The organism is Enterocloster lavalensis, assembly GCF_046603895.1.
Lineage (GTDB): Bacteria > Bacillota > Clostridia > Lachnospirales > Lachnospiraceae > Enterocloster > Enterocloster lavalensis.
Window position 1 is genome coordinate 817,788 of sequence record NZ_CP176637.1, and the last position, 20,360, is coordinate 838,147.

Annotated in this window: 16 protein-coding genes; all 16 read right to left on the bottom strand. The window is 40.7% G+C overall.

Annotated elements, in window-relative coordinates; genetic code table 11:
• Positions 1 to 338: 338 nt before the first annotated feature.
• The 16 genes from ACK2JC_RS03595 to ACK2JC_RS03670 all read right to left on the bottom strand — a co-directional run bounded on the left by ACK2JC_RS03595 (position 339) and on the right by ACK2JC_RS03670 (position 20,263).
• Positions 339 to 698 (bottom strand): hypothetical protein, encoded by a 360-nt coding sequence (locus tag ACK2JC_RS03595; protein ID WP_240305388.1) that lies wholly within the window; start codon positions 696 to 698, stop codon positions 339 to 341.
• Positions 699 to 962: 264 nt separating this feature from the next.
• Entirely contained in the window at positions 963 to 2,627 is a 1,665-nt protein-coding gene (locus ACK2JC_RS03600) for a reverse transcriptase domain-containing protein (protein ID WP_048931268.1), read from the bottom strand.
• A gap of 206 nt (positions 2,628 to 2,833) precedes the next feature.
• Entirely contained in the window at positions 2,834 to 5,974 is a 3,141-nt protein-coding gene (locus tag ACK2JC_RS03605; protein ID WP_048931269.1) for an SIR2 family protein, read from the bottom strand.
• 116 nt (positions 5,975 to 6,090) lie between these two features.
• Complete coding sequence (locus ACK2JC_RS03610; RefSeq protein WP_002566036.1) at positions 6,091 to 7,461, bottom strand: hypothetical protein; 1,371 nt, start codon at positions 7,459 to 7,461, stop codon at positions 6,091 to 6,093.
• A gap of 75 nt (positions 7,462 to 7,536) precedes the next feature.
• A complete protein-coding gene (locus tag ACK2JC_RS03615) occupies positions 7,537 to 7,881 on the bottom strand; it encodes a hypothetical protein (protein WP_002566037.1) in 345 nt (114 codons plus the stop codon).
• Positions 7,882 to 8,694: 813 nt separating this feature from the next.
• The gene (locus ACK2JC_RS03620) at positions 8,695 to 9,546 is read right to left on the bottom strand and encodes a phosphoadenosine phosphosulfate reductase family protein (RefSeq protein WP_082174022.1); all 852 of its coding nucleotides are present in this window, start codon (positions 9,544 to 9,546) and stop codon (positions 8,695 to 8,697) included.
• A gap of 219 nt (positions 9,547 to 9,765) precedes the next feature.
• Complete coding sequence (locus ACK2JC_RS03625; RefSeq protein WP_048931272.1) at positions 9,766 to 10,188, bottom strand: hypothetical protein; 423 nt, start codon at positions 10,186 to 10,188, stop codon at positions 9,766 to 9,768.
• Positions 10,189 to 10,487: 299 nt separating this feature from the next.
• Entirely contained in the window at positions 10,488 to 11,222 is a 735-nt protein-coding gene (locus ACK2JC_RS03630) for a DUF5131 family protein (protein WP_048931273.1), read from the bottom strand.
• Between the two features lie 150 nt (positions 11,223 to 11,372).
• Positions 11,373 to 12,878 (bottom strand): hypothetical protein, encoded by a 1,506-nt coding sequence (locus ACK2JC_RS03635; RefSeq protein WP_048931274.1) that lies wholly within the window; start codon positions 12,876 to 12,878, stop codon positions 11,373 to 11,375.
• A gap of 76 nt (positions 12,879 to 12,954) precedes the next feature.
• Positions 12,955 to 13,398 carry an N-acetyltransferase gene (locus tag ACK2JC_RS03640; RefSeq protein ID WP_048931275.1) on the bottom strand — a complete coding sequence of 148 codons (444 nt, stop codon included), beginning with the start codon at positions 13,396 to 13,398 and terminating at the stop codon, positions 12,955 to 12,957.
• A gap of 140 nt (positions 13,399 to 13,538) precedes the next feature.
• Positions 13,539 to 15,161 carry an antirestriction protein ArdA gene (locus ACK2JC_RS03645; protein ID WP_320998592.1) on the bottom strand — a complete coding sequence of 541 codons (1,623 nt, stop codon included), beginning with the start codon at positions 15,159 to 15,161 and terminating at the stop codon, positions 13,539 to 13,541.
• Between the two features lie 53 nt (positions 15,162 to 15,214).
• A complete protein-coding gene (locus ACK2JC_RS03650) occupies positions 15,215 to 15,676 on the bottom strand; it encodes a hypothetical protein (protein WP_048931277.1) in 462 nt (153 codons plus the stop codon).
• 157 nt (positions 15,677 to 15,833) lie between these two features.
• Positions 15,834 to 17,489 (bottom strand): recombinase family protein, encoded by a 1,656-nt coding sequence (locus tag ACK2JC_RS03655; RefSeq protein ID WP_048931278.1) that lies wholly within the window; start codon positions 17,487 to 17,489, stop codon positions 15,834 to 15,836.
• A complete protein-coding gene (locus ACK2JC_RS03660; protein ID WP_048931279.1) occupies positions 17,413 to 18,414 on the bottom strand; it encodes a recombinase family protein in 1,002 nt (333 codons plus the stop codon). The genes ACK2JC_RS03655 and ACK2JC_RS03660 overlap by 77 nt, the downstream gene beginning before the upstream one ends.
• Before the next feature lie 2 nt (positions 18,415 to 18,416).
• A complete protein-coding gene (locus ACK2JC_RS03665; RefSeq protein WP_320998590.1) occupies positions 18,417 to 20,024 on the bottom strand; it encodes a recombinase family protein in 1,608 nt (535 codons plus the stop codon).
• Between the two features lie 77 nt (positions 20,025 to 20,101).
• A complete protein-coding gene (locus ACK2JC_RS03670) occupies positions 20,102 to 20,263 on the bottom strand; it encodes an SHOCT domain-containing protein (protein ID WP_181988625.1) in 162 nt (53 codons plus the stop codon).
• Between the last annotated feature and the right edge of the window lie 97 nt (positions 20,264 to 20,360).

The window sequence follows — 20,360 nt, forward strand, 5'->3', positions numbered from 1 at the left end:
ATACTTTTCTCCTAAATCTTTGATAGATAGTTCAAAGTTTACTTTTTTATTTTTATTGAAAAAATCCGGATTATGTAACGTCTCCCATAGTGCTAAAAATTCAATGATGTAACGGCTTCGCATTCAGTTATGGATTGTGGCGGCCGAATCTTCACCTATTTATTTTGCAATATCAGTTAAAGAAATATAGTCATTATAACTTCCATTCGACACAACGAAAATTTGCATTCCCTGGATATTAATTTACTTTTAAGACCTTTTACTACTTTGTTCTCAACCTCAACCACTTTCCTCATTATATCAAATTTTGTGTAAAATGTCTTGCTCTTAACACCTATTTAAAAATATATTCGACATTTTATAATACTAACTCTAATCATATTCAAACATAATTTCCCAGATTTTGTTGTCACAATCTCCGTCTCGGTTCCGAATACCGCCTCGTCCTGGCTGTCCATCCATTTCACACGATAGGCCAGGTAGTTCAGTTCCTCCAATCTTTTTTCTGACACTGGGACCTCATACAGGTACTGGCGCAGATTTGGAATGGATGATTCTACATAGGTGGTAGCTGTTTCCAACGGAACTGTATCCGTTCCATTCAGAAGAGAATAGGCTTCTCTCATTTCTTCGATTGTAGCCGGCAGACTGATACCTACACCAGGGCTCACTGTCCGGCTCAAATAAATCTTAAACATCTAAATTCCCCTCTCTGTCCTTTCACATATAGCCGTTTCTATTTTTGATACTCTATTAAAAGAGGCCCGCCATTTTTATCTGGCTGACCTGAAATTTTACCTCATATCCTCTTTTCCCCATCTCACATCTATGAAAAGGCCAAAAAATCGGGGTCAAAATCGGCCATTTTTTGCCCGATTTTTTTCTCGATTTTTCGCCAAAACCACTATATCTTGTGGTTAAATCCCTCTATTTCCCTTCCGAACCACAATTCCGCATCATTATTAACTCTTTATATCTTTCATAATGTCATTTATAGGTATAAAACCGTGGTTATTAGTTGTATCAGTTTCACAATAAGACACAACACCACACCTTATCATTCCAATCACCTTATGCTCTTCGTTTAATACAACACCCCCACTTGCGCCATGCACAATTCTGCCACTTACTGTTATTAACTTTTGTCCCATAAAAGTTCGCTCTCCAGTAACATATACAGTTTGAACATCTGGTGTATTTCCTAAATTATAATCGGGATAGCCAATCATAATAATTTTACTACCTATTTTTATATCATCCGAATCCCCCAACTCCCATGGAATTAAATCTTCTCTACCAAACCCATTATAACAAGCATAATCTATATTCTCATTTCTTTTTAGGAACTTAATATCATTAGATATAATGCCTATTTGGTCTTCTTTAAAAGTTGTTACCTTATAGAAGCCTTCTTTTTTTGTTACATGGTGATTAGTAAGAAGTAAGTCCGGATCAAGCAAAAAACCACTGCCTTGTATGTAATCATCAAGAGCATTAATTTCAATTATGAATACAGATTTTTCTATCTGCTTTATAAAATCCAAGTATTCATCTACACGAAAGAATATTTTGCCCGAAACTCGATTCAACTCAGAAGCATATTTAAGATAGGTAGGATTATTATCTCCCCTAATACTTTTTATATATTCAATTTTCCCTTTTAATACTTGTAAAAACCAATTAATAATCTCATCTTCTTTTTCACTCTTTCCTGAATTGACCGCTTCAATAATTTTAGGATTTTTGCATTTTCCTTTCTCAACATATAGCTTCGCAGACTCTAAAAGACCTTTAACTTTACAGCTATATAATAATGCCCTAATTTCCTTTATATAATCTCGTCTCAAATTAACAAATTGATTAACAACTAAACCGGTTACTATCTGTCTCTGTCGATAATCAGATATTCTAACCTTATTGTAATTTATCAAAAAATTATTTTTTTTAATAAGTTCTTCCAAGACAGTGCCCACATGAACCCCATTAAAATCCACATAAGCAATTTCCACTGGAAAATCAGCTTTATATGTTGAAAATGTAATATCGTCTGCATATCTACTATATTGCAAATTATATTTCTTTGCCAGCTTAGTCAATTGAGTATCTAACGGTGCACATACCATATTTGTTAAAATTGGTGATGTAGGGGCTCCTTGAGGAAGTTTTCCTTTATAACAAGCAATTTGCGAAATAACTAAGGCAGCTTCTTCACCCAAATTATATGGCGGCTTCATTAGCATACCTCTGACTCTACCAAAATGAATTTGGTCAAAGAAATTTTCCAAATCAATGTTGAAAACATACTTCTTTTTTACATGTCCTTTGGCATTAGTCGCCACATTTTTGTCCAAAACAAATCCATGAGCTGCTGGCTTCGTTTTATATACCATATTCAATATAACTGCTAATTTCCTTTGAATAGCTTTGAGTTTATCATTTGGCGCACAAATAACTCTTTCCCCGCCATTCTTTTTTGAGATTGAAAACTCGACATACATATTATCTGGTTTTATGCTATATAAAAAATATCTTAAACTTTTTTCTTTTATACCCAATATGTCAGCCACATCTTCGCGGCTTTTCATATTAAAGAATTTTTCTCTTACCATATTAGGTTCTTCAAGCATAACTTCCTCCAAATAAAATAGGAGAATTCTACCTTATCCATGCCCACATTGTGATTATTATAATTCACATATAGTAAAGTGAGATAGTCAGAGGGATATCCCCCTAACATTATAGTACATCGTTGCAGTAACACTAACGAATATAAATTCTCCTATGTAATAACTATATCATAATTTTTTGAAATATCAAATACTAACTATAATCTCTACATGAAATTCCTATAATCATATACCACACCTTCATACTGCGATAATAGCCAGCCAACTCTTGCTATAGCATTGGATGACTGAATTGTACATGGTAACTTTGAATACAATCCAAAACTATTCCAATTCATTTTTGATAACCCCAATATTTCTGTTGCTATTTGAGCCAGATCACCATTACCATAATGTTTAACAATTTTTAAAGGAGCCGGTATACTTTTTCCACCTTGAATATATCGCAGGTTAGCGTTTTTTACCGAAGGGGCTATTCCATGAGTATAGAGATATGCCGTATTTTCATTAATAGCAAAACACACGCCTCTTCTTACTGGGTACCCATCAATTTGTAATCTTCTATCATATTCAAAACATCGAAATCTATCTTCAAGAGTTATCTCTATTAAATCAATGTCTTTAACCCCAGCACTTCCTAAACATTTTGTTAATCCATCAATCTCTTGTTTCTGGAATGGGAACCTTTTATGTATAACCACTCTTTGAGGAAGCGTTTTAAATGAATCAAAAAATAGTTCTTTAATATTTAAGCCCAACTGATAAGCTTCATTTTCTGATAAATATGGATTATTTTTTGAATCAAATGTTACATCCTTAATTTTTGATAATTTATATCGGAGCCCTTGGCCGTCTGCTCCATAAATATGACTACACCCTATAAGTGTTTGGTTATCCGTTTTAATATGATCAACACTGTAACCTATTCCCGCGAACGCGGTGTCAGTTCTTAAGCCACTTAAAATCCAAGGTGTTCTTCCAGCTTTTACATAAATTGCAAGAGATAAAGCCCAGGCAATTTGACAATCCAACTCACTATCAATTGTTTTTTCTCTAATAAACTGTGTCGAGATATGTCTTTGAACAGAAAAAGCTTTTACATAATCATGCAAATCATAATGAATATTTCCATCATTAAAAAAAGTAAATAACTCATACTCTTTGGGAATATAAATAATAATAACATCTACACTATCACGTGATTTTAGATATTCAATCTTCTTCTTAATCTGATCACCAAAATTCAAGCATGACTGATATAAGTTGGCTTTATTTAGCATTTTATCATCTAATAGAGCCCATTCCGCAATTAGCGGAACACTGAGTCCAACCCCATAGACGGACTGAAATCCAGGATAATCAATAACGTAATCAACATTATAATTAACTTTGTGTTTTTTATTAAGTCGATCCAAAAAATCCTCTAATTTTTTTTCGGATCCTACTGGGCTTATCACTCCTAAAGATATGTTTGATTTAAACAATCTATTATTCATATAGAAATCATACGGTTTATTATTAATCAACCCTCGCATAGGATGAAAATCTGTATGCATCGCATTCTGGGCAGGATTATAAAATTTTAATTCTGTATCTGCAAGTTCTGCGCCTCCAATGCATATTCTTTTTTTCATATCATCATCAGGATTGTGTAATGCCTGTCTTGATCTCAACCCAACAAGTAGACTTTTATTGACAATTGTAAACTCGAACCCTGATTCAGAATTACATGGATACATTGAAATAATCGATTTACCATCTGGAAAAATTATATTTATCCAATGTTTAATATAAGCCGCATAATTCTTATTCGCTTGCATTTTACATATTTGTTCCATAAATCTATCCGAAAATTCTTTATTTTCTTCCTTGCTAACATTATTTCGATCTTTATAATAAAAAGCAGGCGTTAGTGTCAAATATGAGTACTTCCAATCCATGAATAATGAAAACCGTATGCCCTGATATGCTTCAATATTTTTTCCGTTTATAGTGTAGTTTATTTTTTTTGACTCTCTCCATATTTTGTTTCTATTATATTTACAATTGCTATGCTTTCCAATAACAATAAGCAATGTTTTTAAAAGCATACTTTTTAAAGTGCCATTGTCAAAAAAAATTTTTCTTGTCAATGGTACTAGTTCTATCGTTCCATTAACGTTAGGGCCACACATGTTACTAATCGAATTTCGATTTCCCCAAGCATAAATCATTCCATTATAAGGTACTGCAACTATGTTATAATCAATCAGCTGCTTGCAATAATCCCATAGGTTCATAACTGAACTGTTTTTCACCTCAAATTGGTAACATTTATCTGGAAATTTAATTGGATAAACATTTGTATCTACAATTTTGTTTACACCCTCCTTATACGGTGAAAACGTTGTTGTTCTACACTCATACCCAGCACCCAGATCAGCTTTTAATTTTTCAACTTCTTCTTGTAGTTCCTTGTCTTCAAAACACATATGCGCAATATTAAGCATTGTTTTATCAAAACCATCTGTAGGTATATAAAACGCCTCTCGCCCATACAAATTGAGTTTCTCAATCAGAACTCTCACTTCTGGTGCAATATTCCTACCATATCCACACCAATAAAGCCTTCCAGCACCACTTCTACAAAAGCTACGCTCTATTGCTTGCATTAGTGATTTATCTCTTCCGCTATACCCCATTACAACAAAATAACGTTTTGATGCTTCAAATGATAAGGCATTAACAAAAATATCACTCTGGCTATCTAATTCCTCTTTACTGTTTTTTAGAGGACCATATTTGTAATCGCCATGTAGAGCAATACATAGCAACTCCTTATTAGCATCAGTACGATATATCCTGTCTTGTGATTCCAACGTAACCTCAATAGGAACTAGTTGATATTTATGCGCAGCTTTAATAATTAAGCCATCAAAATTGGTAGTCCAAACACTTTTAATTATCTCTCGCTCTGCTAACAAACATAATATATGATATCCCAAACTTGGCGTCTTTCCTGTTATGTTTCGTTCAAAATATTTTCTTCTATCGTCTGGAATTCTAAATGCTTTCTCAATATAATAAGAGTATTCAATATCTTCGCCTTCTTTAGGATATGTACCCTGATTATCTAACCAATTTTGGATTGACCGTTTTATATTTTGTGATTTGATATTATTATGCATTTCTGCCAATGTAGGATTTTGAGAAATGAATATATCTCTTTTCCATTCCCAAATACATTCGCTAGCACAAGGTATCCCTGATTCAACTGATGCACCAGCACCCAACAAAAATGAATACTTTGTATCTATATTTTGTTTAATAGAACGAATAAATTCATCAAACTCTAAAATATAGTCCATATATCTCTGTTCCTTCTCTCTCAAAAAATTATAAATAATATTTCACATTATGATACTATTATATAACTAACAATCTTCACATTATCTTTAATTATTAATATTAGTAGATGACACATTTACCAACCATAAATACTGCTCTGTTTTTTCTTGATTATCATCTTATCTTCATCTGACCGTGAATGGTCCCTTTTCCCCAAATACTCATCTTCCCTAGCGACAATTGGATCATACCAATCAGCCTTCTTCTTCGCCCATTCAATCCATTCAAAATCAGCTTCGGTCAGCTCTCCTTTATTCAGTATTGCAGTTATGTAATTTCTAATCTCACAAGCAATCCGATAATCTTTTGCTATATTCTCCAGTGCCTGCGTTTTTACCGCTTCCTGCTGCCGTCTTTCTTTCACTTCCTCTTCACGGAGTTTCGCCTCCAAATATAAACGATGCTGCTCTTCTCTCTTTTCCCGTTCGATTCTGTGTACATTGGAAATTTCGTAAAGACGAATTATTATTTCATCCAAGTGCTCCTCTAATTTTAACTCTACACTATCTTTAATATACGAGCTGTCGTCAAACACAATACGAAGCTTACCATTGTATACATTATCGTATTTTTTTATTTTAGGTTCGCTTGCATATCTTTTATATCGTTTGGCCTCTTTATACTCCAGTAATTCTTTTGCCTCCTGCTTTGTTATTTCATGGGGTACCTTATCCTGGGCCTCTGCAAACTTAAAATGCACAACATCTTGTCGTATCTTTACAGACAAGTCTTGCTGCACCTCTCCTCCCAGTTTTTCTACTGTTTTAAATATGACATCCATAATTAAAATAGCCCGGCTTAATCCATCCTCAGAAACATCATTTATAAATCGAGGTGGCTCAACTGTTTTTCCTCTATCATAATAATTTCGATTCCTTGCTGAGAAATTATGTTCCTTGAGATAATCCTTATACTCTTTTATTGCTCTCTTATATACAACTAAATTCTTATGTAGGTGAGCATTTTGTTTAATTTCCAAACTATTGATTGCTTCAATTACCTTCGCTTTTTCATCAGTCGTTAAAAAGTATAAAACCGTATCCGGTATATCTAAATTTGTAGAAAATGGTATCACAGTTGGCGCTTCCTCTTTAAGCCTCTCCATCGCTTCTATACATCTCTCTTCTGGCTGTACTGCTTTTTCAACTTTTTCTTCCTCTACAAAGCTTTTCTTCCGTTTTCTGGTTACTACAGCACCTGCCAGCGTCAACTCTACAGACACATCTACATCACCTGATAAAGGTACTAAATCTGTTGATACATCCTTTCCAAAATCCACTCTTGTCCAATATCCAGAAGGAGGATATGGGACGTTCGCCTGTTTTAAACTGCTAATTAACCGTCCATAGTGTAGATTATATTTTTGGGCAACCTTTACAAGTGACTGTTTCCAAACTTCATCATAAAGCTGTTGCCTCGTTAAGGAAATCACTTCCTTACCTTTCATGCCAACTCCTCCCCCCTTCGTATTTTTTCTCTTCATCTTTATACTTGGACAGCGAAAACGCGTACTCAAACAGCTCTATTTCTTCGGTTCTGCGTCTTCGCTTAATATAAAAAGCAGGTCTTGTTTCATTTCTTCAAACTTTTCAATTATTGTGGTCAGGTTCTTTTCGATATTCTGAACCTGGATTTCATTTATTTTTCCATGATTATATGCAATTAACCGTTCAGCAATAATATGATATGACCAACTTTCTGAGTATCTTCTGTCACGCTCCTCATTATGAATGGCAAAACCAATTGGCAAAACACCATTTCTCATACCAATGCTTACTGCCATTGATGATATCCCCAAATATTCACCAGCAATCTTGCAAGTTATTTTCGATATACCACGTATCTCATCATCCGTATATTTCGCCATAGTTTACTCCTTCCATCCACCTTTTTAATAGCAATAAATATTGATTTAAAACACTTACACCATTGCAAAGCTATACATACATAATTATATTCTGATAGTACCATTTCAACTTAAAGCCTACCATCAGATTCAATATAATCTTTTATTCATTTTAACAACCTGTTCTTGTAGCATTCGCAAATGTCCTTTGACTACCATTAGGAACATATATCTACATATATCATTTATATATCAGGGGCTACTCCAAAGCAAATTGCTAAGCAAAATTAAAGGTGTACAAAGGATTTGTAAATGTCAAATAGAAATAAGCAAATCTCCTTCGAGGACAGTAAGCTACCAAACAACGCCTTCATAAATATAGGGTGAGTAGCCCAGTAAACTACTCTTTTTTAACCTACTAGATTTGCATATAATCCACTTAACTATATTAAGGTTATTGTAACATGGAATGGATTATTTTCCCACAAAGCTTTATAAATTCATATCATCTCATTATAAACCCATTCTCCTCCTACTGGTTGGAGTTCATACTCAGTGCTTTGGCTGCGTTTGACGAGCATATGAAAGCTGGACGTTTTTGTTATGATACTGCTGTCTGTTTCGATTCTCCGTAGACCATCAGGAATTCTTTCTCACCTATCTCTTTTTCCGTCATGCTCTGTTGAACCTTAAAACCCTCTGCTCGATAAAATGATACTGCTCCAGTGTTTCTTTCGTATACATGCAGGGACAGATATTTCTTCAACCTTACTGTCTAGCTGGTGTCAATTCCCATGCCCCAAGGTTGACTGCTGCAACTCCTGTTATCTCATTCTATGTTTCATTTACATTTTTCCATTCCGTAATATCAAACAAACTCATCTGACCCTTGATGGTCTCCTCCTCCATCCACCACGAAAAAACATCCTCCGCCGTCTTCCACTTTGTCTTGCCCCCGCCAGCATGAATTACATCAAGCATTTTTCCAAAGGATCTTATATATGCCCGCTGGTAGGTCGGGAATAGCCGAAACTCTGTCCAACGGTTCTTCCCTGCCATAGGGCATCCCAAACAGCCGACTCGGTAGAATCCCATATCATAAAGCGGATTAATCTCCAGACGCTCGCTGCGTATATATTCCCACACATCTGAGTCCCGCCAGTCCACAATCGGGTTGCAGGTTCTTTTCCCTTTTAATGTGCAGTTCTCAAACAGCATCCGTTGCTCATCATTGTCATTATTCAGGATAATCTTCTTACTGGGATCCGAGACAAAGTTCTCAAAAACTCCCCGGCTAGTCTTCCTCTTCGCACTCTCCGCCCATCGCACACCGGTAGTAATAAAGCGATCCTGGCAGGAGTTCTCTTTACAAATTTGGCAGCAATATCTCTGCAGCCTTGTCGGTGGGAATTTTTTCATAGGGATCAGAGACCACATGGTAACTCTCTGGCCTTTGTAAATCGGATAATTCACACAGCAGGTAATCCCCTCCAGTTCCAACTTGCGAAAAATATCTCTCACATAGTAAATGGTCTGAGGTTCATCTGCTGTAGTCAGGTTGTGATGAATCTCAAATGGTATCCTGGCACGTCTGACAATTTCCCTACATACTGCGCTGTCTTTCCCTCCACTGTCTGTTACAACCAAGGGGCGTCCGTATAGTCTTAAGGACATCTCGGACGCCATCTTCACCCTTTCTATCGCTTTCTGTTCTAAATCCATTCAAAAAAGAGTCAGATATCTTTTCCCGGCCGGAACTCTGCCTCCTTCTTTTTGTCTCTCTTGCAAAAGAAAAAAGACACTGATTTTCATCAGTCTCTCCCTGTCATAACAATCTGCTCTTTTCTATTTACACAGTGAACACCATCACCTCCTTTACAGCAAAGCCCCACCATATTCCTGGATTTACATATTAATTTGCGGTCCCTGAGTTATTTCTGCCTCCTGAAACAGTCCGACATATTGACTAATCTCATCCGCCAATATCTGGTAATCCTTCTGGTTCGGCTTATAGACATACCACTCCTTCTCCTTGTTTTCCCAAATATGCGGGATAATCCCTTCCTTGAAATTGGGATTGCTGACCGCCTTCCTGCCCCAAATATCCCGGAATTTCAACGCATTGGTATCAATCATTCCCTCTTTTCGGTTAAACATTGTCATAACGATTCCGTCATATGTTGTAGTAGAGGATCTGGAAAACTCCAGACGCATACGAACTTCCTCATTTACTCTCACATAGCCACAGCTTCCGATATATGTTGCATCTTCGCTGTATCGGGTCACACCAAGCACCTTTTTTAACTCCATTCGTAAAAAATTCACCATTTAACCTCCTCTGTCCCTTTTTACAATTTAATCCGCGGCCCCTGTAAGGTTTCTAGCTCTTGAACCAAGTCTGCATATTTATCAACCACCTCCGCCATTTTTTCTTAATCGTTTTTTTCGAACAAATAAAATAAAGGCTATTACGATAAACAACGTTTACTAACCAACGCCCTATCATAACAGCCTTCTAGCTTGTAATTAACAAAAATGACCAGTCAAGTCCAATTTTATCGGTCATTTTTATTATGTATTATGATGCTTAATTACTCCTTAAATTTATGCAAGCTTGTATCTCTTATTTAATTATTTCTTTCGTATCTGTAATTCACCCCAGCCTTTTCCGCTTGGTGCATCTGGTCTTTCCGCTCAATATGATAGATACGGTTTCCTTTTTTGAATTTAGCACCTGTCTGTTTGAACCAGAAAGGAATATCATACTCCACACACTGCTGCATGATTTCTAAGATCCATGCGTAATCACAAATCCTGGCCTCTGGGCCAGACTCCCCGCCACAAGTAACTTGTTCAATTAATCCGGTTGCCAGATACCTACGAATCTCAATCCATTCCAGCATTGGTTCATGAATAATCGTCCGGTGTCTGATTGGTAAATTCAGAAAAATGGGGAGCCGATAGTCGGCCATATTCTGATTCTCACAGGTACAGCAGATTGTTACATTGTCATATCCTTCTCCCCAGTCTTTTGGAAGTCCAACCTGGAATCGATGGATTCGTTTTGTAATGATTACAAAATGCAGGTCATCCCTCTCCCGAATCATCTTCCATGCTTCAGGCCGCCATTCATCCGCTTCTTCTACAAAAAAGTCTGAGGTCATGCAAGTATACACGGCCCCCTCGTCCGGCTGTAATTTATATATACCTTTTCGATTCCGCTTTACCGGCAGAGCAAAGCTGGATGTCCTGGCTATGATGCTGCTGTCTTTTCCAAATTCGGCGTCTCTGCGGTACACATAGCAGTTCAGACACCCCGAACTTACTTTTCTACATCCGTGCCATGGATTCCAGGTTGCCATAATGCCACCTCCCGCATATTTAGAAGCCTTATGGTATGTTTCAAAAATGGTTGATCCGATAACATCTCCCTTTTCTATAACTGGAAGTTATAGAATTTCTTTTCATTATCTTCCTTTGCTTTTTTCTTTTCTTCTTTTTTTGCCTTATATTCAAAGTATATCCACATAATATCTTCCATTAATATTAGAAAAAGTCACTTTGGTAGGGAAAAGGTTCATTCCCCTGGCAGCCATTCCAACAACACTACAAACCCACTCACTTAGTTCATTTGGAAGTCGAAAGCACTCAGATTCTCCATCTTTTAGAATTGTTATTATTGGAGTGAATTTCTGATCCACCCCAACCGATAATACATCAAAAGTCTGAGAACCTTCATGCAACGGCAAAAGAAGTTGGTTCACCGAATCAAAATATACCTTCCCACCCCTTGAGTTCAAATATGATTCTTCATCAAAGGGAATTACAGGCTCAATGGGCAGTTTGCATCTTCTCCGCTCAAAATACCTTGCCAACTGCTCACAAGCAAACGCATTAAAGTATTCGCCCTGCATATCTATATCAGCCCGGATCTGTTCGACAGATTCAAAATGGTTCATAAAATTAAGCAAAGCATTGAATACAACCAAATTATCAGAATAAATGCCAGAGTACGATTTGTACCAAGCTGGTTGCCATTCGCAAATAAGACGATATAGCTTTTTGTAAAGCTCTAATTGAACTTCACTCAAGCAAAACCAACCTACGTCCAGAATCTTTTTGTTGGTGCTTTCATCAAGAGATTGGTATCGTAAGGAATCGCATAACCCCTTCAACAGCTTAGAAATTATTCCCGCCATCATATCTGCCATACGAAGACCTGAATGTTCCATAGAACCGGCTTCATCTGAATTATCCAGTCCTATTTCACGGGCAGACTTTAGAGTTTTGCTTTCTTCCTCCGCTTTACCTTCTTTATCAATAATAAGTGAATAGTTCTGTAAATTTTTCTCCTGTAGATACTTATAGACCCCATCAAAAGGCATATGATAATCCCAATCAAGCTCTGGAGCATCTGAAATTTCATCTAATACGAGTAAAATTTCTTGAAATGCCGTCGTCTCTGCTTGTTTCAATTCCAAATCGTTTTTATTAAATTCAATCCTATCTCGGAAAAACTTCTTTAGTTCCTCTAAAAAGTCTTTGGGTGATTCGTAGAGGCATTTAATGATTTCCCTCGGGTGATATATAACGAGAGCCTTTGTAATGGAATACTTCATAAAGTCTGCATCAAAGAGAAAACTGTTCTCGTACCCTTGAAAAACCTGCAACATAAGGTATTCGATCTTGCTGGAAACAGAAAAGTAAATATGAATTTCCTCGTCAAAAAGCGACAGAAAATCATTTATAAACTGAGCATTCTGCTTATTAAGGGAGGCAAAACCATACTTAAATTGTTTTTGCTGAAACATCGTACTTTTGATTTCACCATTACGATCTTTTCTATCTGCGTACTTAGCCTCAAAAGAAGCATGCCGTTGCAGAATATCATCCTTCTCGGCTGACCATCCTACAATCATGGTTACGAAATTATCATAATAATTAGAGGCACTTACTGTCTGATAGTTGATTTTTCGACTATGCTCAGACTCATCATAGTAGAAATTATATTTAGACATTTTGTAACTCCTCCTTCATAATAAATGACAATTTATAAGTAACTGCCCAAAAAGTTATTTCATCCACCTTATCAAGCTATGTTCCCTCATTTAATTCGCTGTCCTCATGAAACACCATCAGGTACTCCTGCTCCCCAGTTCCTTTCTCTGTCATGCTGTTTTCAACACGGAATCCTTCCGCCTGATAAAATGCCACAGCGCCTGTATTCTTCTCATATACATGCAATGACAGGCGCTTTTTCCTCTTTACCTCTGAAATCAGCTGATGGCCGATCCCCTGCCCCCGGTGTCCCTCCGCTACAAATATTCCGGCAATATACTCTGCGTCCATGCCAATGAAGCCTTGGACCTCCCCGTCTTCCTCAAACACATACACCTCTGCATTTGGCAGCACGGAGCGGACTGTCTCGAAATTCTGTCTCCAATACTCCTCTTTTATAAATGGATGAGCATTTAAGTTTCCCTCCAGCCAAATCTCCATAATCCTATCCAAATCCCGAAACTCAAATAACCGAATCATCTAATCTGACGCCTCCTCGTTCTACTGCTATTATACAGGAGCAGACATGATAGCGCAATATGTTTTCAGAACATTTGTTCTTTTCGTGCTTAACCACTGTTCTGGGCTTGCATTGAAAACTTGTATTCAAAGACTTACTTTTAAAGCTGCAGCTCCTGCCCAATCTGACTTCCGCCCAGGTAGTCCCGCCGAAACTCCTCCTCTGTTTTTATAAACAGGTTGTCATTATTGTCTGTATCCCAGAACCCAATATAAATCTCACCCTTCTCCGTCTGAATAGGCCGGTAAAACAGTTCTTCTCCCCAGCCGCTATCTGCCATCGCCTTCCACTCTTCCATCACAGCCGCCAACTCCCGGTCATTTAATTCTCCGTATGTTCTTACTGTAAGCACACCCCAAAGGCTGCCGGCATATGCCTCTACATCTGGCGTCATAGATGCAACCCGTTTTTTAAGCAGTTCAGAAAACAGATATTCCGCCAGACCTTTCTCGGGGTAGCTTTTTAAGCTGGCCTGAATCTTTTCCCGGATCATGTTTTCATACGAGAGAAGTTCCTTCCCTCTTAAAAGCTCCGGCACAAAGGATTCACTTCCACTCCAATAGGCGGTTACAGCCAATGAATTGTATAGGCGGAATTCATGAACAGACGGACTCAGTTCCTGTATCGGATGTCCCTTATAGATGAGCGTGCCAAATGTTGTCTCCACCGGCCCATTCGCTTTCATTTTCTGCAAACCAAATTCTTCGAGACGGACATATGGTTCCAGTTCCTTCTCGATATAAATCTGATGTAAATTCAGCAGATACTTTGCATAGCACTCCGCTGACAACTCCTGAACCGGGAGGAATTCATAGTCCTTATAATTACGAATAATCTGACTTGCTGCATCTGCATCCCTTGGAACCTCAGCTTCTAGTGAAGCCAGAAGTTTCTTTCTCGACACAGTGGTTTTATCCGCCAAGTTCTGTATCTCCATTGCAATCTGGTTCAGCTCCCTAAATGTGAGCCGTGGAGGTAAGAACTGATCCAACTCCCAGATATTGCTGAGATAGTCTGCCACCTCATAAACGTCATATATTCTGCATTTCTCCTCAAGGGCCTCCAGCTGTTTCTCCGTCATAGGGAAATAATAACAGTTCTTTTCCGGATACTTCTTATCAAATACCAGATACACCCGGAATACTGCTGTCCCAGGCTGCACCACTTCTGGATTCTGCGTCTTTCCTACTTCCGATTTTGGTGCCTTGATTCTTGTAATAAGCCCCTCATCTGTCAACCTCTCACTGGCTTTCATATGGAAACGGCCATACGCCTCATAATCAAAATAGCCGGTCAGTTCCACCGGCAGCGTTCTCCCTTCCCGCTCAAACAGATCATGTCCATACTGTTCTAGGGATTTTATCTCTGGATGGCATTCGTACTGGTCTAAATGCTCCATTACCTCCACAATCCGTATCAAAGAATCCGGCTTTTCATTCTGCAGCACAGTCTCGAAGACAGCCCGCTCCTGTTCCGTCCAGGAACCAATCTTTGCGGCAAGGTAGTTTAACTGTCCAAGGTTTGAATCCTGAAACACAAATTCTCCAATTAACAGATGTGCCAGACCGGACACCGGCGCTTTCACATCTCCTATGAATGGAATCATCCTGGAAGGATGGTACCCGGCCAGTTCCTCCTGGACCTGTTCTGCCTGTTCCTCCGAAGCCGGCAGCTTCATCCAAATTCCGCCATCCCAGTTTTCACGCTTCACAAACACTTCCATTTAAGCCCCGCTCCCTTCCTTATTCCTTCTATATTAAACATGGTTCCGATGATTTAAGTAAGGATATTACCCGGCAGCGCTCCCGACTGTACTTCCTGCCCCTGAGACTCGTCCTCCTTCTGTCCCTGAACCAGTTCTTCCGACTGAAACAGAGACAGATATCCATTGACCACCTCCGCTATCTTCTGGTAGTCCTCCTCTTCCATCTCACAATTCCACCAGACAGAATCTTTATACGATCTCAGTTCTGGCCCTGCCATCCGTTCCCCTTCCGTTTCTTGTTTCAGACCAGTCACATCACTGATCAAAAACTTCATCTGATCCACCAGCCCATTGGTCCGCTCCAGCACTGAGACGGTAAGCCTGGTATACCCACTGTCCATAAAGCCCTGTCCCAGCTCAATCTTCCCTCTGAGATTCTCCTCCAGTCTCCCATAGCAGGCTTTCCCCACATAATGCATATCCTGCATCGCAATCCGCCCTTCAAACATCTTTTTCAGCTCTTCCGATATCATTCCGCTGTTCCTCCCCGTCTATCGTTCTTACTCCTCCCTGTAATACCAACAATAAAACCCCCAGCTGTGATAAGGATATCACACGGTGTCTGGGGACTTTATTCTTGCCACTGTCAGGATCCCGGCAGGCAGGAATCCGTTGATTCTGCCGCCGGTCTTAGTCATATTCATTGATTCTCTGGGTCATCACAATCCCTGAGTGGAACTGTATTTCAATCTTATCTTCGCTGATTACCATGATGGCCTTAATCAGTCGCCTGACCAGTTCGTCATCAAACTGGCGTTTTAGGTAGTTGGTCTTTTGGATGTACTGACCCATACCTTCCACTCTCTGGTCGTAGGCTTCGGCCAGCTGCTTTTCCCGGCTCAGCTCTGTCCTCTTTTTCTTGAAGGCCCGGATCTGGTCCGTGATCTCCCGATACGCCCGGTCGAACTCCTCATCGGCGCTCTCCGTTTTAGCACTATCCTCGATTAGGGCCAGCATCTGTTTCTGCAGTGCATCGATCTTCTCATCATATTCGGTTGGCTCCACGTTGTCCGAGTAGCTGCCCAGGATCCGGATGACATTATCCCGGAAGGCATCGATGAACTCCCCTTCATCCTTTACCACGGAGTTGATGGCCTCCATAATCGCTTCGTGGAGCGCTTTTTCTTCCAGGCTGGGGGAATGTTTACACTTCTTGGTTCCGCTCTTCAAGCGGCTGTAACAGCGCCACACCGGCTTCTTTGTACCGCCGTTCACCCATACCTGCCTGCGGTAAGGCTGTCCGCACTCTTTGCAGTACATGATGTCGGCCAGCACATACTTGGAACTGTATTTTCCCCGGATGGTGGTTCCCTTCTTTTTTGCCGGGCGGTAAACATTCGCCCGGCGGGCCCGTTCCTCCTGTACCTGGTAAAACAGTTCCCGAGGGATAATCGCTTCATGGTTGCCCTCGATGTAATACTGCGGTACGATTCCTTTATTGACCGCCCTCTTCTTTTCCAGGAAATCCACGGTATAGGTTTTTTGCAGCAGCGCATCCCCCATATATTTTTCATTCATCAGCATTTTGGAAATCACCGTGGCATGCCACACGGTGTTTCCTGTCACAGTCCGAATTCCTTCCTTTGTAAGCGTCTCTGCAATTTTGTTAATGCTGTTTCCTTCCAGGTATAATCGGAAGATTCTGCGGACCAGCTTTGCCTCATCCGGCACGATGACCAGATTTCCTTCTTCATCCTTGGTGTATCCCAGAAATTTATTGTGATTTACATACACCACTCCGTTTTCAAACTGCCTCACATACCCCCAGTGGACATTTTCACTTAAGTTCCGGCTTTCCTCCTGGGCCTGGCTGCTAAGGATGGTAATCAGCATTTCCCCGCCATCCCCCAGGGTATTGATGTTCTCCTTCTCGAAATACACGGCAATATTCTTTGCCTTTAATTTTCGGATATGGGTAAGGGAGTCTACCGTGTTCCTGGCAAAGCGGCTGATGGATTTTGTGATGACCATATCAATTTTCCCTGCCATACAGTCATCAATCATTGCTTGAAAGTCATTCCGCTTACGGGTCATGGTGGCGCTCTTCCCGTCATCTGCATAGATTCCTGCAAACACCCATTCCGGGTTGCTGTTGATTTTTTCTGTATAATAATTCACCTGTGCTTCATAGCTGGTCTCCTGCTGTTCCTGCAAGGTACTGACCCGGCAGTAGGCGGCTACCCGCAGCCGCTTATATTGAGCCCTTGTATCACGGCTGAATTCCGGATTGGCTGGAATTACAGAGATGTTTTTCTTTACAACGGTTGCTGTTCTGGCCCGTCTCATCCGGTTTCCTCCCTTCTGCTGCTTCCTGGATAGGAAGCTCAATTTTTACACCATTCATTAATTCATATTCGAACCGTCTGTCCTTGTGAACGGTAATCCGATGTATCGTTGCCTTAAAAAGTTCACTATTAAATTCTTTTTGGAGTGGATTTTCTTCCAGGACTGTTTTCAGTTTTTCTGTCTGGTAATTCTGGTCCTGAATTCTGGACACCCGGTACTGTAATCTGGCCCGCTCATAAATCAGCCGTACCATCTCCTCGGATGGATACTCCGGCTTTTCCTCCAATTCCTGCAGCTTTCTGGTCAGTTCTGCCGCCTCACGGCTATATGGCAGGCCCTGCACGATGGTTTCCGGCTCTATCTGGAACCTCCCCTCCTTCACCCCTCTCATCAGTTCCATAAATGCTTGGATGATCTGGCTGTCTACCAGGAATATGTTCCGGCAGCACACCCTGTTTTCATTTATGTAGTGCTTACATTTCCAGACGATTTTTTCTCCCGGCTGTCCGCAGTGCTCCACGTACCGGCGGTAGGGCTGCCCGCAGACTCCGCAGATCAGACTGCCTGCGAACATAGAGCGATTCCCGAAGCTGTTAGGCTGCATGACACGCCCCAGCTCCCTGCTCTTTTCTTTCCTGCGCTCCTGTACCTGGGTGAACAGTTCTAGTTCTATCATTGTTGGATAAAATTCGTCTCCCAGATACTTTCGATTCTCCAGGATTTTTCCAACCGTCCCATGATTCCACACCGGCTTATGGTTTGCATTGAGTGCCCCCTGTTCTGTAAGTTTTCTCGCAAGCTGGTACAGGGAAGCTCCTTCTGAATACTCCTGGAAGATTCGATTTATAATCTCTGCCGTTTCTGGATCAATTACTATTTTTCCTTCCGCCATCCGATACCCCAGCGGCATATGGCGTTGTCTCATACTTAGCTCACCTCCTGTTCATTTTCTTCCAGTTCCAGACCATTCTTCAGACGGAATACCAGCCGGCGTCCGGGCAGCACTGTGATACGTTCCACCAGCAGTAGGAAGAGTTCCTCGTCATACGCTTCCAGGATGGCAGGACGGTTGCGGAAGACGCTTATCAGATATTCGGTCTGGGATATCTCCCATTCAAAGGCTTTCTGCCCCTGCAGCTGCCGCAGCCGCCTCCGGTCCGCTTCCAGCTGTGCCTCAATCTGGTTCTGTCTCTCAATAAAAATGGCAGAGCTTATGCTGCCTTCGGTTAATACCCTGCCCAGCCTATAGCCCTGCCGTTTTAGTTCCTGAATATTCTGTTCTATCTCCTGCATTTCCCTGTCTTGCTCTGGGTTGCCCTGGATTGCCTTCAACGCCGCCAGCATGGGGATCAGGATCTCCTCATAATTGCTGGCTAGCCGGTTCCAGAGCCTAAGAAATGCAGCCTGGATGACGTCCTCACGGACTGCCTTCTGGCTGCATTTCTTACTGTCTTTAATATGCTGGTAGCAACACCACTGGATTTTTTCATATGGCTTTCCGATGTAGATTTTCTGCCTGCGAAATTTTGTCCCACACTCCCCGCAGAGAATCCGGCTGCTGAATGCATACCGCTTCTGATATACACTGGCATCCTCCACACACTGCTGTTCCCTCCGATACTCATAAATCTGGCGGATAGCCGCAGCCTCCTCTCTGGTAATGATGGGCTCATGGTCATCCGCTATCAGATACTGGGGCAATTCTCCCCGATTGTTTTTGCGAGTGAATGGGACTCCATCGGTCGTATAGGTTTTCTGAAGCAGCAGATCCCCTTCATATGCACAGTTCTGAAGAATCCCCTTTACCACACTGTCCAGCCATTCCTTTGCTCCACGGATCGTGGGAATCCCTGCTGTTTCCAGTTCTGCGGCAATGGTGTAGGACCCTTTTCCTCCCAGGTATTCATCAAAAATCCAGCGCACGATCTCTGCCTCTTCTTTTTTGATAACCAGCTCTCCATACTCATTATTCTCATAACCATACGGTGGACTGCTTATAATGAATGTACCATTTCGGAATCTCCGTACTACCGACCACTTATTATTGGTGGAAATACTCTCGGATTCTCCCTGGGCGATAGAGCTCAAGATGGTTATCATCTGTTCGCTCTTTTCCATAAGGGTGTTGACCCTCTCCTTCTCAAAGTAAACGCCTATCCCAAGGGCCTTCAGTTCCCGGATAGCTTTGATGCTGTCCAACGTGTTTCTGGCAAACCGGGTCACGGATTTTGTCAGGATCAAATCAATTTTTCCCTGCCGGCAGTCCTCCATCATCTGCTGGAAGTCATCTCTCCGGTACAGCTTTGTGCCGGTCCTGGCTTCGTCTGCATAGATACCGGCCAGCACCCAGCCCTCCTTCTCTCCAATCAGCCGGGTATAATAGTCTACCTGGGCTTCAAAGGAATTCTTTTGGTCCGCTGAGTTCGTACTGACGCGGCAGTAGGCGCAGACACGTTTGACTTCCACCGCATTGGCGGCGGAACCGCTGCTAACAGGCTCGATTTTTATGATTTTCTTTACAACCTTCTTCTCCATAGGCTTCTCTCCTTCCTTTCTTTGTTCTCCTGTTAGCACCACACAATACCACAAGTTTTCAGATATATCCAGTGTTTTTACCCATATACTTTCGACAATTCCGGAGAAAATGTTTCCCGATTCAAGGCATCGATTTTTTTGTATTCCTCCTCTGAAATAAAGCCATTTTCCAGCATCAAATTCAGCAGTTTCCGTGCTATACTGTACCGGACTTCGTTTGTTTCTTTCTTCTGTCCCATGGGTCTGCCTCCTAATGAATGGATAAATTCAGACCGTATTCCGGTATCGCTAATGCCGAATCCTTTAGCACAGAAGTGCAAAGCATTTCCGGGCCAC

Coding starts and splice junctions, on each gene's coding strand:
- ACK2JC_RS03595 (WP_240305388.1), bottom strand. CDS start 698: ATGTTTAAGATTTATTTGAGCCGGACAGTGAGCCCTGGTGTAGGTATC.
- ACK2JC_RS03600 (WP_048931268.1), bottom strand. CDS start 2,627: ATGCTTGAAGAACCTAATATGGTAAGAGAAAAATTCTTTAATATGAAA.
- ACK2JC_RS03605 (WP_048931269.1), bottom strand. CDS start 5,974: ATGGACTATATTTTAGAGTTTGATGAATTTATTCGTTCTATTAAACAA.
- ACK2JC_RS03610 (WP_002566036.1), bottom strand. CDS start 7,461: ATGAAAGGTAAGGAAGTGATTTCCTTAACGAGGCAACAGCTTTATGAT.
- ACK2JC_RS03615 (WP_002566037.1), bottom strand. CDS start 7,881: ATGGCGAAATATACGGATGATGAGATACGTGGTATATCGAAAATAACT.
- ACK2JC_RS03620 (WP_082174022.1), bottom strand. CDS start 9,546: ATGGCGTCCGAGATGTCCTTAAGACTATACGGACGCCCCTTGGTTGTA.
- ACK2JC_RS03625 (WP_048931272.1), bottom strand. CDS start 10,188: ATGGTGAATTTTTTACGAATGGAGTTAAAAAAGGTGCTTGGTGTGACC.
- ACK2JC_RS03630 (WP_048931273.1), bottom strand. CDS start 11,222: ATGGCAACCTGGAATCCATGGCACGGATGTAGAAAAGTAAGTTCGGGG.
- ACK2JC_RS03635 (WP_048931274.1), bottom strand. CDS start 12,878: ATGTCTAAATATAATTTCTACTATGATGAGTCTGAGCATAGTCGAAAA.
- ACK2JC_RS03640 (WP_048931275.1), bottom strand. CDS start 13,398: ATGATTCGGTTATTTGAGTTTCGGGATTTGGATAGGATTATGGAGATT.
- ACK2JC_RS03645 (WP_320998592.1), bottom strand. CDS start 15,161: ATGGAAGTGTTTGTGAAGCGTGAAAACTGGGATGGCGGAATTTGGATG.
- ACK2JC_RS03650 (WP_048931277.1), bottom strand. CDS start 15,676: ATGATATCGGAAGAGCTGAAAAAGATGTTTGAAGGGCGGATTGCGATG.
- ACK2JC_RS03655 (WP_048931278.1), bottom strand. CDS start 17,489: ATGAGACGGGCCAGAACAGCAACCGTTGTAAAGAAAAACATCTCTGTA.
- ACK2JC_RS03660 (WP_048931279.1), bottom strand. CDS start 18,414: ATGAGACAACGCCATATGCCGCTGGGGTATCGGATGGCGGAAGGAAAA.
- ACK2JC_RS03665 (WP_320998590.1), bottom strand. CDS start 20,024: ATGGAGAAGAAGGTTGTAAAGAAAATCATAAAAATCGAGCCTGTTAGC.
- ACK2JC_RS03670 (WP_181988625.1), bottom strand. CDS start 20,263: ATGGGACAGAAGAAAGAAACAAACGAAGTCCGGTACAGTATAGCACGG.